A 13,899-nucleotide genomic window follows, 5' to 3' on the forward strand; every position below is an offset into this window, starting at 1 on the left:
TCTGGACGTCCCCGGTCCTTCAACGATGAACCCGGCTGCTGCGGCAGCCGGGTTATTTTTGTGTTGCCGGTGCCGGCCGGGAGCATTTCGGTCCAATGAAGGTGCGCCTATGCCAGAGAGCTGGGCTTGCGTTCGAAGCAGTTAGATGCCTCGGCTTCAACGCGAGGAGCCGGGGAGCCGAGCTTTACGCCTTGCCGCTTTCCCTCTCCCGCCGGGAGAGGGGCAGGGTGAGGGGGCAAACGTCTGCGGGAGAATTGATCGCTCTGTTCCCTCACCCGGCCTTTGAGGCCGACCTCTCCCAACCGGAGAGATGATCGAGCGGGCAGATCCCGGGTCAAGTCCGGGACTGCGCTTTTTGTTCCACGAAAAAACTCAGTCCTCATCCGTTCGGATCACGCGGTAAAGCGCAGCATGAAACACCGTCTCGCGTTCCTTCGGCATCTGAAGGGTCTCGCGCATTTTCCGGGTCGCTGCCTGAAATGCCTCCGGGCTCTGCCAGATTGCGACATTGATCAGCTGGAACTTTGCATCCGGGGCAAGAGCCTGGTGCAATCGCGTTGAAATGTAACCCGGCTGCTCCTTCAGGAAATCGCGTGCGTTTTCCCAGAACACCACGGTCGCATCGACCTGGTCTGCGGGGACTTCAAAGGCATTGATAAGCGTTACGGGATCATTGGGTCCATTTTCTTCAGCCATTGCGGGTGCTCCTGTGAGAAGGCTGACAAACGCGAGCGCAGTCAGGCTGCGGGATTTGAAGAGGTGCGTACTGAGCATGGTTCTCTCTCTTTATATAGCAAGCTATGTTTTATTATATAGTATGCTATCTATTATATATGCAAGGGATGACGTTCGAAAAAGATTCATCCGCCGGATACCTCGCCAACCATATGGCCCGCCTCTTTGCTGCCGGGCTTCATCGCCGGATCAAGCCAATCGGCTTGTCTCCGGGCGTGTTTCCGACGCTCATTGCCCTCTGGGCCAAGGACGGACAGACACAAAAAGCACTGGTGCATCAACTCGATATCGAACAGGCGACACTGGCCAACACGCTTGCACGCATGGAGCGGGATGGCCTGGTCGTTCGCAAGGCAAGCGAGGACGACGGGCGCGTGCAGCAGATCTTCCTGACGGACAGGGCAAAGTTGCTGGAAGAGGAGGCACTGGGCGAGGCGCTGAACCAGAACGCGGAGGCCCTCTCCGATTTCACGGAGGAGGAGAAAGAGCTGTTTCTGGAATTCATGCGCCGTGCAATCGCAGCCATGCAGAACAGTCCGGCAGGCAGCCGGTCTTAGCCAATCCGCTCTCCTTGGCCGATTTTCGTCCGTTTCGAATTTATTGGTAATTTCAGACTAGGTTTTTTCCCAATGCGTTCCAACGCGATTCGGGAGGCCTCCTTTGACAATCCGCAAGCGGCTTTTTCTTCTGGTAGTTGTGTTGACGGTGCCGATCGTCGCCTGTGCAGGCTGGATCATTCTGTCTGCCTACAAGGACTTGGCGCGAGACGGCGCAAAGCTGGCTAGCCTGCCGGCGTTGCAGACGATATGGACCGCGTCTGTCATGCGGGATTCGGAGGCCTTGCCAGGCAGTGTTCTGACGGCTTATCCGGAATGTACGCCTGAAAAGCCGGGAGATTCCAGTGCCGGAAGACTGAGCCAGGCCCACAGGGTCAACGTCTGCATAGGCGAAAAGTCGGGCGTCACGGCCAACAGGTCCCTGGAGACAAACTTCCTTGCCGGTCTGGTTGCCGGTCAGCTTTCGGACCTTGTCGTGCGAACCAGCGCTCTTGTGCGCAACGGTGAAAGGGTTGCGGGAAAAACACAACTCAGTCATGCCGACACGATGTCGGTGCTGGTCGGGGCCGGTCAGTTCAAGGTGCTCGCGGACGCAATCAGCGCGGCGACGCGGGCGGACCAGGGTGCACTAACTTTGACCGAAGAGACACCGTTCAGCGTGGCTGCGAAGACCTACCGGCAGGCGAACGGCAAGTTCCAGGGAGAAATGGCGCGTGTCGCTTCCCAGGTCGGCCAGGGTGCCGACGGGACGCAAATCGATCTGTCACCGCTGCGCGCGCGTTTCGGCGAATTTCTCGACGCAATCGATGGACTGCAACAGGTCGGCACGACGGAACTCGGGTCCAGGCTGGAGACGATGGTCCGGCAATCGAAGCTGCGTATGTGGGGCGTTGCCATCGCCCTCGGCGTTGTCTTCCTGCTTGCGTTCGGCGTCGCGTGGCACTTCAGCAAATCCATTCTCTACTGCATCCACGCGCTGAACAGCGGGATCCGGAACCTGGCCGACTCGGACGGCCTCGAAAACGAACTCCCGTTTGCCTACGGCCATACCGAGATCTCCGATATCGCCCGGGCGGTCGGATATTATCGTGACCGGACAATCGAACTGACCGAGGAACGTCAGCGTCTCGAAGGACAGGCCGCAGCGGACAGACAGGCACGCGTCGAAGCTCTGATCGAAGGGTTCAGAACCCGAATGACAGATCTTCTTTCGGAAGTGAACGACGCGCTTGCGGATATGAAACACACCTCCGGAACGCTTGAGGACGTTGCCCAGAATGCGGATCAACGGGCACGCGACACGGCCGCCGCGTCTTCCGGCGCTTCGCAAAATGTCGATGCGGTTGCCGAGGCGACCGAAGTGCTGGCGACCGATATAACCGCCATCAGCCGTCAGGCGCAGGACGCGACCGGTATCGCAGAGGCTGCGAACCAGAATGCGGCCGCGGCGAATGCGGAAATTGAAGGTCTTGCGGAAATTTCCTGGTCGATCGGCGAAATCGTGTCCCTGATCAACGCAATCGCTGACCAGACCAACCTTCTGGCGCTCAACGCGACCATCGAGGCCGCGCGCGCAGGCGACGCGGGCAAGGGCTTTGAAGTCGTTGCCGGTGAAGTCAAGACGCTTGCGGGGCAGACAGCTTCGGCAACGGAGCAGATCACCGGCCAGGTCGCACTGGTTCAGGAGCGCACCGACCGCGTGGTTGAAGCGATCGAGAAGATCATTTCCGATATCGGAGATATTACCAGTTGCACCACGCAGATTGCCGGGGACCTGGAAAGCAAGCGGCAGTCGACAGATGCGATCAAGGGCAATGTCCTTGAAGCGGCGGACCAGACACGCTCGGTCGTCGGCGACATGGCACAAGTCGAGCAGATCGCCCAGCAGTCGAGTTCCGCCGCCGCCGACATGGGGAGCCGGACCAGCGATGTGGTCAAACGAACCGAGGATCTGCGCAACGAGATCCGGGATTTCCTGAACGACGTGGCAGCGGCTTGAGCGGGCTTTCCGTTCAGCCCAGGTCGGTTCGCAATATGAAGTTGGCGCATTCGTTCGTCAGATCCCTGAAGCGCGTCCGTTCTCTGACATAGAGACAGACCTCGCGTTTGTCGGGCAGATCCGAGATCGGTCTGAATGCGGTTGTTTCCGGAATGAAACGGGCAACGGTTTCGGGCAGAACGGTGACCCAGTTCCCGGTTCTGACCATCGTGATCAGCGAATGGGTGTTGTGGATCGTGACCTCGGTATTGCGGATCGCATCCACGAGGCTCGGTGTTTTGATCAGGTCGCACAAGGCGTTGCGGATGAACGGGGCCTCGGCGACATCTGAAATCCGGGGCGGCTTGCCGCGGGTCATCAAAGGATGATCGGCGGCACAAACAAGGCCAAATCTGTCCTCGAAAAGGCGCGTCGGCGTGACCCCGTTGAGGGGATGCTGACTTGACGCGATGCCGACATCGGCCTTGCCCTGTGCGAGCGCGTCCAGCACCTGCTGGGTGTCCGTGTCCCGGAGTTCGACCTTTACGCCCGGAAACGTCCGCGTCATGTGTTCCAGAACGGACGGAAACAGGATGGCCGCGACCGAGGGCACGGAGACGATGCGGATCAGCCCCTGCGAGGCGTCCGCGGCAGATTCAATGCTGCGAACCGTCTGCTCGAACTGGCGCACCTGCCTCAAGGAAAGTTCGAACACCTGCTCGCCCAGTGGAGACAGGCGGTTTTTCCGCTCGCCTTCGAACAGTCTCTTGCCCAGATGGTCCTCCAGTTGCCTAAGCGTCATGGAAATCGCGGACTGCGTCCGGCCGAGCCGGTCGGCCGCTTCGGCGAGACTGCCGGTCTGGGCCACGGTGCAAAAGCAGCGCAGCATTTCGATCTTGATGGACACGTTTCAATTTTTCTGAAGTTAAATTAAGTTAATTGAGTTTGACTGATGCGACGCCAGATGTCCATGCTGTTTGACAACAGAGTTTCTGGACCTGGGACCCGACGTGACACACCTCAACCTGATTGCCGGCACCTGGCAGGCCGGGACAAGCGAAATCGAGAACCGTAACCCGTCTGATCTGAGCGACCAGATCGGACTGTTCGCGCAGGCAGGTCCGGATCAGTTGGATCTCACGCTGGAATGTGCCCGCTCCGCGCAAGCCGAATGGGCGTCATACGGCCTGGAGCGCAAGCAGTCTGTCCTGATGAAAATCGGCACCGAATTGATGGCCCGCGCGGAAGAGCTTGGGAGGCTGCTTTCGCGCGAGGAAGGCAAGCCGCTTGCTGAAGGCAGGGGAGAGGTCTACCGGGCCGGGCAGTTCTTCACATATTACGCGGGTGAGTGCCTGCGTCAGATCGGCGAAAACGCTGACAGCGTCCGGGACAGGGTTGAAATCGATGTGCGACGCGAACCGGTGGGCGTCGTTGCCGTTATTTCCCCGTGGAATTTTCCGACCGCGACTGCCTCCTGGAAAATCGCCCCGGCGCTCTGTTACGGTAATGCGGTTGTCTGGAAACCGGCGAACATCACACCCGCATCCGCCGTTGCGCTGACCGAGATTATCGAAAGGCAGGACATTCCCAAAGGCTTGTTCAGCCTTGTCATGGGGTCCGGGCGCTCCGTCGGCCAACGCCTTGTGGAGAGCCCGCTGGTGAATGCGATCTCGTTTACCGGGTCGGTTCCGGTCGGAAAGGGGATCGCGTCGGCCGCCATCCAGAACCTGACCAGGGTGCAGATGGAAATGGGCTCGAAGAACGCTCTGGCGGTCATGGATGACGCAGACCTCGATCTTGCCGTCACCCTCGCGCTTGGCGGTGCTTTTGGCGGAAGCGGGCAAAAATGCACCGCTTCTTCGAGACTGATTGTTCATGAGCGGGTGCATGATGTCTTTGTCGACAAGCTGGTGGCAGGCGCCAGGGCAATGACCGTCGGCCATGCATTGGAAGAGGGAACCCAGATGGGGCCGGTGGTGAGCGGTGAGCAGCTGCGGGAGAACCTCGACTATGTCGCGCTGGGCAAGTCCGAGGGGGCCGAGCTCGCCTGCGGCGGCGAGCGTCTGGAGCGCGCGCACGAAGGCTATTACATGTCCCCGGGCGTTTTCCTGAACACCAGCAACACGATGCGCATCAACCGTGAGGAAATGTTCGCGCCGCTGACGAGCGTGATAAAGGTCGGCAGCTACGACGAGGCCTTGGCGACGGTGAACGACACGAATTTCGGCCTCACCTCCGGGATCGTCACGAAGAGCCTCGCCAGAGCCAATCACTTCCGCCGAAATGCACGTACCGGGGTCGTGACCGTCAATCTGCCGACGGCGGGAACGGACTACCATGTCCCGTTCGGCGGCCGGGGTGACAGTTCGTATGGTCCGAGAGAACAGGGCAAGGCCGCAGCGGAATTCTACACGACGGTCAAGACCGCCTATATCAGCGCGGGGAGCCCGGACTGATGCGGATCGATGCGCTGCAATATGCCAACTGGTCGGAAAAGATCTTCCGGCAATTGCGCGAAGGCGGCGTCGACGCGATCCATGTGACGATCGCCTATCATGAAAATTTCCGGGAAACCGTGCTCAACTTCGAAAAGTGGAATCGCTGGTTTGAGCAGTTTCCCGATCTTATCATGAAGGGTGAGTGGGCCTCGGATATCGACGAGGCGCGGCGGACCGGCCGCACAGCGGTCTTTTTCGGCTTCCAGAACCCGTCGCCGATCGAAGACGATATCGGGCTTGTCGAAATCGTGCACACGCTGGGTGCCCGGTTCATGCAGCTCACCTACAACAACCAGTCGCTGCTTGCGACGGGCTGCTACGAAAAAGAAGATACGGGTATCACACGCATGGGGCGTCAGGTCATCAAGGAGATGAACCGCGTCGGCCTGGTCGTCGACATGAGCCATTCGGCCGACCGCTCGACCATTGAAGCCGCGGAGATTTCCGAGCGGCCGATCGCCATTACCCATGCCAATCCGCACGACTGGGCTCCGGCGCTCAGAAACAAGCGTGACGATGTCATCCGCGCTGTCACCGGACATGGCGGCATGCTCGGGTTTTCGATCTACCCGCACCACCTGAAGGACAAGTCCGGCTGCACCCTCGAGAGCTTTTGCCAGATGATCGCCCGAACAGCCGACAAATTCGGCGTTGCGCATCTCGGTCTCGGCTCAGACCTGTGCCAGGACCAACCCGACAGCGTAGTCGAATGGATGCGGGTGGGGCGCTGGACCAGGGACATCGACTATGGCGAGGGCTCGGCGGCGAAGCCCGGGTTTCCCGAGATGCCCGGCTGGTTCCGCGACAATCGCGACTTCGGCAATATCGAGGCGGGACTTCGTGCGGTCGGCATGAACGATGCCGAGATTTCCGGGATCATGGGGGGCAACTGGTACCGATTCTTCGCCGACAGTTTCGGGAGGACGCTGCGGTGACGCCGGATCAGCCGCATATTCCCCGGCGCGACCCGGCAACGATGATGCGGCTCAGCCGCCTGGGGTCTTTGCATCAGTGCCGTCTCAGCTTCATGCGGATCCTGATGCGCCGTATGGCCGGCGAAAACTGGCAGTTCATACGTTCCTTGTTCGATATCGACAACAATGGTGTGGGCCGTGCGGTCTATACGGCCAGGGGACCGGAGCGTGCCTATTCACTTGTGGCCTTCGCTCATGATCTGCCGGCAGATAAAAGGTCTGACAGGGTCATTGCCGATGCCTGGGATGCAACCTTCGCGCTTTTTGACGGGGTTCCGACCGAGGATGACATTGCGCGGCTGGCTGCGAATGTTCCGTTGCAGGAAGCCGGACGGGTCAGTCAGCAGGAATTGTCGCTGTCGCGCGCAAACAGGTCTGTCCGGCTCTGGACCCATGTGGTTGACCGGCTCGCGTCAGGTCAGCAGCCCGACCTGCAGCAGATTGAAGCCGTGGGCTACCTCATGCGCACGACCGCGGTCTACGGGTCAGGCAAGTTCGGAGCTGCGGATCGGGATGTGATCGCGGACCGCGAGGAAATGCAGGTCCCGTTCCAGGCGGAAATGCTGTCCGTCTATCTGACAAGGACGTTCGTCCGTGACCTCGTGAACCACATGGCCGGAAGTCTCGGCGGAGCGCAGGCGGTTGCGCTGGACCCAGCCATCGCGCGGTGCTTGGGAATTGGCAATTCCACCGGCCTGGGAATGGCGCCGTTCATGATAAATCACCCGATCCTGTTCAATAACTGGATGATGGTGCGCGAGGAGGCGATTTCCCGCGTGCGCGCCGTGACGCAGGCGGCTCCAGAGGATGTTGAGACCTTCAGGCACCTCGTCAATCGAAGCATTGTTTCCGTGGAGCGCTGGCGATCCGACCATCCGGTACAGCTCGACAAACTGGCGCGGTTGAAAGCCGATCTACACACCCTGTCGCTGCATCTTTCCGATTGGGATGCTACCGCGGAGCTTCCCTGGAACACCCTGTTCGAATGGTCGGAGAGATCCTTGAGCGAGGAAGGGCAGGAACTCGTCGCCTCGCTCATTCTGGAACCCTATGGCGCGCTCGTTGACGGATTGGCGGGTTGCATGGCCGATGGCAATCCGGATGCATTCCGTATCGATGGCTCAATGCCGGTGAGCTCGGTCAGGGCGCTGATAAAGCAAAGCTTCGGCTGGGCGCTGGACCTCGACTGGAGTGATCCCTCCAATTGCGCGCGCGCCTGGTATGTCTCGGAAGAAAAGCTTGAGCCGCGCATGGGTGAACGGTTTGAGGAACCGATTGCGGCCTACGAACAACCCCTTGCGCCTGCGCGCGATGCCGCTGCCGCGCTTTCCGTGCTGGACAACTGGGACCCGGCGGAGCCGATTGCCCGGTTTCTCCTCAAACATCCGGAGCACCGTCACACCGTAAGGCGGGCGCAGATGGGGCGCGTCGCACCTTATGGCGAAATCCGCGACAACACGATCGGCGCGTCTGTCATGCCGGTCGACATGCTGCGCGCGAAGCTGTCTTTTTTCGGAGCAACGCATTTCGACCCCCGTTCCGATCGATGGGTGCGGATCTGCATGTATGCAGGTGCGCCCTATCCTGAAGAGCTGACGCCCGGCAATGCCGACCTATGGGTCTATCCGGAGCCGGGCGCATGAAGCTGTCCCTTAACGAGATCGAGGCAACGGCGAAACGCGCTGTGCGCGGGGCAGGCTATCCCTGGGGTGTCGCTGAAGAAGCGTCCAAGTCGACCCGCTGGCTTTGCCGGAATGGCCATGACGGTGTGGCCGCACTTGCCGTGTTGCTGGATAAGGATCTCGCATGTTCAGCGGATCATCGGCCGCTTGCCACGAACGAAACCTGGCGCGGCGCAGCGGATTTGTGTCCGCTCGTGACAGGCGCATTCCTGTCCGACTGTGCACAGAGCCTGCGTTCCGGACCGGTCACCATGCAGCGCGTGGCCGTGCCCCTGCTCATTCTGCCATTCGCCGCCAGCGCGGCCTCGGAGCTGAGGGGCTGCGTGCGGGTCGAGATGGACGGTCATGTCGCTGTGACAGACGGCGACAATCTCCTTTGCGATGACATGTTGCCGGAGCTGGCGGAACGGATAGCGGTTCACACGAGCGAAATTGTCCCTTCCTGGCGTCCGCGGAGCGCGCAGATGAACCCCGACCCGGAAAGCTGGGACCGGCTCGCCGCACTCGCACATCGCACCTACGCGCCGGCCACCCGTGAGTCGCGCCTGCGCGGCGCAGGTGCCGGCCTTTCCGACAATGACTGACAAGGTGCAATCATGACCGAAACCCGGACCCTCTCGCTTGCGGAAATTGAAGATCTTTCGTTGCGGGCACTTGTGGCGGCAGGCACCTCGGACAAAAGCGCCCGGGCGCTTGCGCTCGCCACGGCGGCAACGGAAGCGGACGGGGTTTCCAGTCACGGGCTGGCCTATATTCCGATCTACTGCGAACACGTCCGGTGCGGCAAGATCGACGGCAAGGCGGAACCGATCCTTTCGCGCCCCAGGCCCGGAGTGGTTGCCGTCGATGCTGCAACCGGATTTGCGCATGCCGCGATCGACGTGGGGTTTCAGGCCCTCGTGCCCGCGGCACGCGAGCAGGGCATCGCGGTTCTGACGATCAGAAACAGCTACAATTGCGGCGTCCTTGGCTATCACACTTTCCGGCTGGCACAGGAAGGCCTGGTCGGGCTCGGGTTTACGAATGCACCGGCCTCCATCGCACCGTCGGGAGGCGCCAAGCCCGTCGTCGGCACGAACCCGTTTTCGGTCGCGGTTCCCGGCGCTGACGGTCAGCCCGCGCTGCTGATCGACCAGAGTGCCAGCACGATCGCCAAGAGCGAAGTCATGAAACATGCGCGCGAGGGCAAGCCGATCCCGATCGGCTGGGCGCTGGACGGCGACGGAAATCCAACCACCGATCCTGAGGTCGGGCTCAAGGGATCGATGGCACCGTCGGGCGGGTACAAGGGCGTCGGCATAGCACTTTTGACGGAAATTATGGCCGCCGCGCTCACAGGGGCAACGCTCGGGATAAATGCATCGCCGTTTTCGGGCACCGCCGGCGGTCCGCCGCGGACGGGGCAGTGCTTCATCGCAATCGACCCGGGCGTGACGTCCGGAGGCGGTTTCAACGCAATCGTTTGCGAACTGGTTGAAGCGATCCGGTTTCAGGAGGGCGCACACCTGCCCGGCGACGGGCGGCGGTCCAAGCGATTGGCGGCTCGGGGGGACGGCGTTGCCGTGAATGCCGCAACGCTCGCAAAGATAGAAGCCCTTCTCACCTGAACGGCCTGGCGATCAACCGGGGAGCTGCCGGCAATGCGCCACCTGGGACAGTCCGGCACATGTGAACGGAGGTCACACGTGTCACTTAAACAACCTTTCACCGATCTTCAGATCAAGAAGTCCGCATTTGCGCGACAGATCGGTGGTTCCGGCAGAGTAAAACGTCCGTCCGATCCTGTTTAATTTAGTTCTTCGAGTGACATCGATCAGGAATGTTCCCGCAAGCCTGCCTTGCGCAGGCCGTCCATGTAAGTCTCGATCTGGTCTTCCTTCTTCAGGTAGAACAGATGCTCCCTGGCAAAGTCGATTGAGAATTCCGGCTTGAGTTTGGTCAGCTCGCGTATGGCGCGTGCCGCCTGGTCCGTTTCACCAAGCAGGCCGAGTGCGGCGACAAGATGGGCCTTGGCCCAGTATTGCGCATTCGGGATCTGGACAGACTTGCGCGCCCAGCTGACGGCGTCCTCGTATTCTCCCCGGAACAGATGGGCCAGCGAGCGGTAGGAATAGAACGCCCACCGGAACGGATCGTGCGGGCTCAGGCGAATGGCGATCTCGAATTGTTCGATGGCTTCGTCCAGACGCCCCTCGTAGGCGAGCGAATCCCCAAGACCGCAATAGGTAACGGCCAGGTACGGGTTGAGTTCAACCGCGTGTTCCAGCGCGTCGATGGCAAGATCATATTCGCGGCGCGCAAGGTACACCCGGCCGATGGTGAAGAAGCTGTTGGCGTCCTGATCGTCCAGCTCCAACGCCCTCCTGGCGGCAATCAGAGCCTCGTCCATCCGCTCGTCATCGGGCGCAGCATCGAAGTAGACCATGCTGAGCACGATCGCATAGGCAAGCCTGGAATGGGCGCTCGCGAAATCCGGGTCGAGCTGAAGCGACTGGCGAAGCAGCTCCTGAGAGCGCTGATTGGCCTCCGGTGTGAACTTGTAGAATTCGGCCACACCCAGCTGATAGAGATCCCAGGCCCCAAGGTTCTTTCTGGGGCGGCGCTCCGCCTTGCGCTGCTCCGTCATGCCGAGTTCGGATTCGATGCGCGAGGCAACCAGTTCGGTGATCTCGTCCTGCAGGTCGAAAATGTCCTTCAAGTCGCGGTCAAAACGCTCCGACCAGACGCTGTTCTCCGTGCCGGCATCGACCAGCTGAACAGTGATGCGGACACGCTGTCCTGCCTTGCGGACACTGCCGGTGACGATGTAGCTGGCACCGAGCTTTTCGCCGATCACCCGGATCCCGTCCGCGGAGTTGCGGAAGGAAAATGTGGAATTGCGGGCGATCACCGTGAGCCAGCGGTTCTTGGAAAGCGCTGTCGTGATGTCCTCGGTGATGCCGTCGGCGAGATAGTCTTCGGAGGGTTCGGTGTTCAGATTGCTGAAGGGCAGGATGGCAACAGACGGCTTCATCGTCGCCATCTGGTAGGTCATCGCTTCGGGCACCTGCATTCCGTTTCGAGCCGGTTTTTCCTCAGGCCGCTCGAGCTGAGCGACAAAGCGGAAACCACGTCCGTGGATCGTGCGAATGGTGTGCTGCGCGGTACCGTCATCGCCCAGAACCTTCCGGGCCATCTTGATCTGGCTGCTGAGCGCGGAATCGGATACGAACCGCTCACCCCAAAGCCTGGAAAAGATCTCTTCCTTCGTGACGGTGCGTTCGCTGTTCCGGACCAGATAGGAAACGAGGTCGAACACCTGCGGTTCGACGGCGACCGGTGTTCCGTTGCATCGCAGTTCGAACCGGTCCGGATCCAGCTCAAACGCTCCGAAACGGATAGCGCCCGGCGACGTTTGCCTGTCCGACAAATCGACACTGTAAGCTTCGATCGGCCTGCTGATATTCTTCACGTGCTGCTCCCCGAGCGGGGTGAACTCGGCAGGAACGCGCCCCCCGATGTGATCGAAAACCTGCTTGGAAAGCACGATGCCGCCGGGCTGCGCCAGGCTCTCAAGTCGCGCGGCAACGTTGACGCCGTCGCCATAGATATCCTCGCCCTCGGCGATAACATCACCCAGATGAATGCCGATCCGGTACAGGAGCTGGGTCCGGCCGCCGGAGCCAGTGTTTTTTTCCGCAAGATCCTTTTGGATCTCGATGGCGCATTGGAGTGCGCTGACGACACTTGAGAATTCCAGGAGTGCACCGTCCCCCATCGTCTTGACGGTGCGGCCGGAGTGGCGGCCAACCGATGGCTCGACCACGGAGCCACGGATCTGGTTCAACTGGCGCAGCGTCTGTTCCTCGTCGCGCTCCATCATGCGGCTGTAGCCAACCACATCCATCGCAACGATTGTTATCAGCTTTCGTTCCATGTTCCGTGCTCTCAGTGGCAGGCCATCGGCCGTGGTCTTTTCGTGTTCGGATGGTCTCCAGCCACGCCGTGCGATTTCGCCAAATGCAAATAAACTGACCCCGTGTCGATTGTGACAGGGGCAAGACTTCCACGTGATATTACGTTAAGTCAAACGATGTCTCGTTTCGATGCGCACCGGGCCCGCATCCGCCCTATTCGCTCACATTTTCGAAAAGTCCCGTCGACAAGTACCGTTCCGCGCCACTCGGCAGAATGGTGACAATCGTTCTGCCCTTCATCTGCTCGCGCCGGGCGACCTTCAGAGCGCAACAGATGGCGGCGCCGGACGAGATGCCTGCGGGGATGCCCTCGTAAAGCGCCAGGGACCGGGCTGTTTCCATGGCGCTCTCGTTGCTGACCGTCATGATCTCGTCGATCAGACCGGTCTCGAGCACATCGGGAACAAAGCCGGCTCCGATCCCCTGTATCCGATGTGGCGCGTGCGTCCCGCCGGAGAGAACCGGACTGTCTTCCGGTTCCACGGCGATGATCCGGATCTCGGAATTGCGCGTCTTGAGTATGTCCGCGACCCCCGTCAGCGTGCCGCCGGTGCCGACCCCCATCACAATGGCGTCGACCACACCGTTTGTGTCATTCCATATCTCTTCTGCGGTTGTCCTGCGGTGAACGCCCGGGTTCGCCGGATTGACGAATTGCCCGGGCATGACGGCGCCTTCGGTCTGCGATGCGATCTCGTTTGCCTTCTTGATGGCGGCGTTCATTCCGCCTTCACGAGGCGTCAGGACAAGCTCCGCGCCGAAGACCCTGATCATCTTGCGCCGTTCAAGAGAAAAACCGTCGGGCATGGTCAGAATGCAGCGGTAGCCCTTGGCAGCGCAGGCGAACGCAAGCCCGATGCCGGTGTTGCCGGATGTCGGTTCGACAATGACACTGCCGGGCCCGATGGTGCCGTCGGCTTCCATTGCCTCCAGCAAGGCGACCGCAATCCGGTCCTTGACGCTGGCGACAGGGTTGAAGAATTCCAGCTTGGCCAGTACTTCGGCTTTGCAACCGGCATCGGCCGCCATCCGACCGATCCGCACAAGCGGCGTGTTGCCGATGGTCTCCAGTATGCTGCCGTAGACGCGGCCCCGTCCGGGTTTGTCGAAGGTGAGACGGGCTCCAGGATGAGGGTGCATCTTTGTTTCCTTTTGTCCGCGCTTCGCGGGATTGTTGGCCTTGATCGCGCGGAAGAGCATTCCCGTCCGGATCATTCTCTCTCCCTTTGTGTCCTGCGGGGCGATCCAGCAAAACGTAGATCAGCGCCGAAGCGTTTGCTTGAGGCTCTCGTGAGGAAAATCTGGAGATTTCATGAAGAGGCGGAAAAATATGAAAACAAACAGCTTTTCGGACTTTTTCTGGCTTGAAAACGGGAGCAGCCGATGCGCCCGCCACGCCCTGTTCCTGACGCTGGAATTTTCTCGTTGGAGCTTTTGATCGGAATGTCCGGTGATGCCGCTGTTGCAATCGTTCGCAATGGCTTTATTGAAGGGACCGGAAGCCGATTTTTCAACCAGC

11 protein-coding genes are annotated in these 13,899 nt (G+C 60.5%); 7 read left to right on the forward strand and 4 right to left on the reverse strand.

What is annotated here, in order from left to right; all coding sequences use genetic code 11:
- Positions 1-372 precede the first annotated feature (372 nt).
- Positions 373-696: an antibiotic biosynthesis monooxygenase family protein gene (locus tag RDA78_RS09150; RefSeq protein ID WP_434055012.1), complete on the reverse strand. Its 324-nt coding sequence runs from the start codon at positions 694-696 to the stop codon at positions 373-375.
- A gap of 146 nt (positions 697-842) precedes the next feature.
- Here RDA78_RS09150 and RDA78_RS09155 point away from each other — a divergent pair, with 146 nt between their 5' ends.
- Both RDA78_RS09155 and RDA78_RS09160 read left to right on the forward strand, forming a co-directional pair.
- Positions 843-1,292, forward strand: coding sequence for a MarR family winged helix-turn-helix transcriptional regulator (locus RDA78_RS09155; RefSeq protein WP_434055013.1), 450 nt, complete (start codon positions 843-845; stop codon positions 1,290-1,292).
- Between the two features lie 103 nt (positions 1,293-1,395).
- Positions 1,396-3,291 (forward strand): methyl-accepting chemotaxis protein, encoded by a 1,896-nt coding sequence (locus RDA78_RS09160; RefSeq protein ID WP_434055014.1) that lies wholly within the window; start codon positions 1,396-1,398, stop codon positions 3,289-3,291.
- A 13-nt stretch (positions 3,292-3,304) separates the two neighbouring features.
- Here the strand turns inward: RDA78_RS09160 and RDA78_RS09165 are convergent, their stop codons facing one another.
- The gene (locus RDA78_RS09165) at positions 3,305-4,177 is read right to left on the reverse strand and encodes a LysR family transcriptional regulator (protein WP_434055015.1); all 873 of its coding nucleotides are present in this window, start codon (positions 4,175-4,177) and stop codon (positions 3,305-3,307) included.
- Positions 4,178-4,280: 103 nt separating this feature from the next.
- Here RDA78_RS09165 and RDA78_RS09170 point away from each other — a divergent pair, with 103 nt between their 5' ends.
- From RDA78_RS09170 to RDA78_RS09190, 5 genes are read left to right on the forward strand one after another with little or no spacing between them, the layout of a single operon-like run.
- Entirely contained in the window at positions 4,281-5,726 is a 1,446-nt protein-coding gene (locus RDA78_RS09170) for an aldehyde dehydrogenase family protein (RefSeq protein ID WP_434055016.1), read from the forward strand.
- On the forward strand, positions 5,726-6,703 hold the full coding sequence (locus tag RDA78_RS09175; RefSeq protein ID WP_434055017.1) for a membrane dipeptidase: 978 nt from the start codon (positions 5,726-5,728) through the stop codon (positions 6,701-6,703). The genes RDA78_RS09170 and RDA78_RS09175 overlap by 1 nt, the downstream gene beginning before the upstream one ends.
- A complete protein-coding gene (locus tag RDA78_RS09180) occupies positions 6,700-8,385 on the forward strand; it encodes a hypothetical protein (RefSeq protein WP_434055018.1) in 1,686 nt (561 codons plus the stop codon). Before RDA78_RS09175 ends, RDA78_RS09180 begins: the two co-directional genes overlap by 4 nt.
- Positions 8,382-9,008: a DUF3726 domain-containing protein gene (locus RDA78_RS09185; protein ID WP_434055019.1), complete on the forward strand. Its 627-nt coding sequence runs from the start codon at positions 8,382-8,384 to the stop codon at positions 9,006-9,008. Before RDA78_RS09180 ends, RDA78_RS09185 begins: the two co-directional genes overlap by 4 nt.
- Before the next feature lie 12 nt (positions 9,009-9,020).
- Positions 9,021-10,031, forward strand: coding sequence for an Ldh family oxidoreductase (locus RDA78_RS09190; protein WP_434055020.1), 1,011 nt, complete (start codon positions 9,021-9,023; stop codon positions 10,029-10,031).
- Positions 10,032-10,237: 206 nt separating this feature from the next.
- Here RDA78_RS09190 and RDA78_RS09195 read toward each other — a convergent pair whose 3' ends face one another.
- The gene (locus tag RDA78_RS09195; protein WP_434055021.1) at positions 10,238-12,340 is read right to left on the reverse strand and encodes a winged helix-turn-helix domain-containing protein; all 2,103 of its coding nucleotides are present in this window, start codon (positions 12,338-12,340) and stop codon (positions 10,238-10,240) included.
- Between the two features lie 193 nt (positions 12,341-12,533).
- Entirely contained in the window at positions 12,534-13,520 is a 987-nt protein-coding gene (gene cysK, locus RDA78_RS09200; RefSeq protein WP_434056126.1) for a cysteine synthase A, read from the reverse strand.
- Positions 13,521-13,899 lie beyond the last annotated feature (379 nt).

Source organism: Roseibium sp. (genome assembly GCF_051016195.1).
GTDB lineage: Bacteria > Pseudomonadota > Alphaproteobacteria > Rhizobiales > Stappiaceae > Roseibium.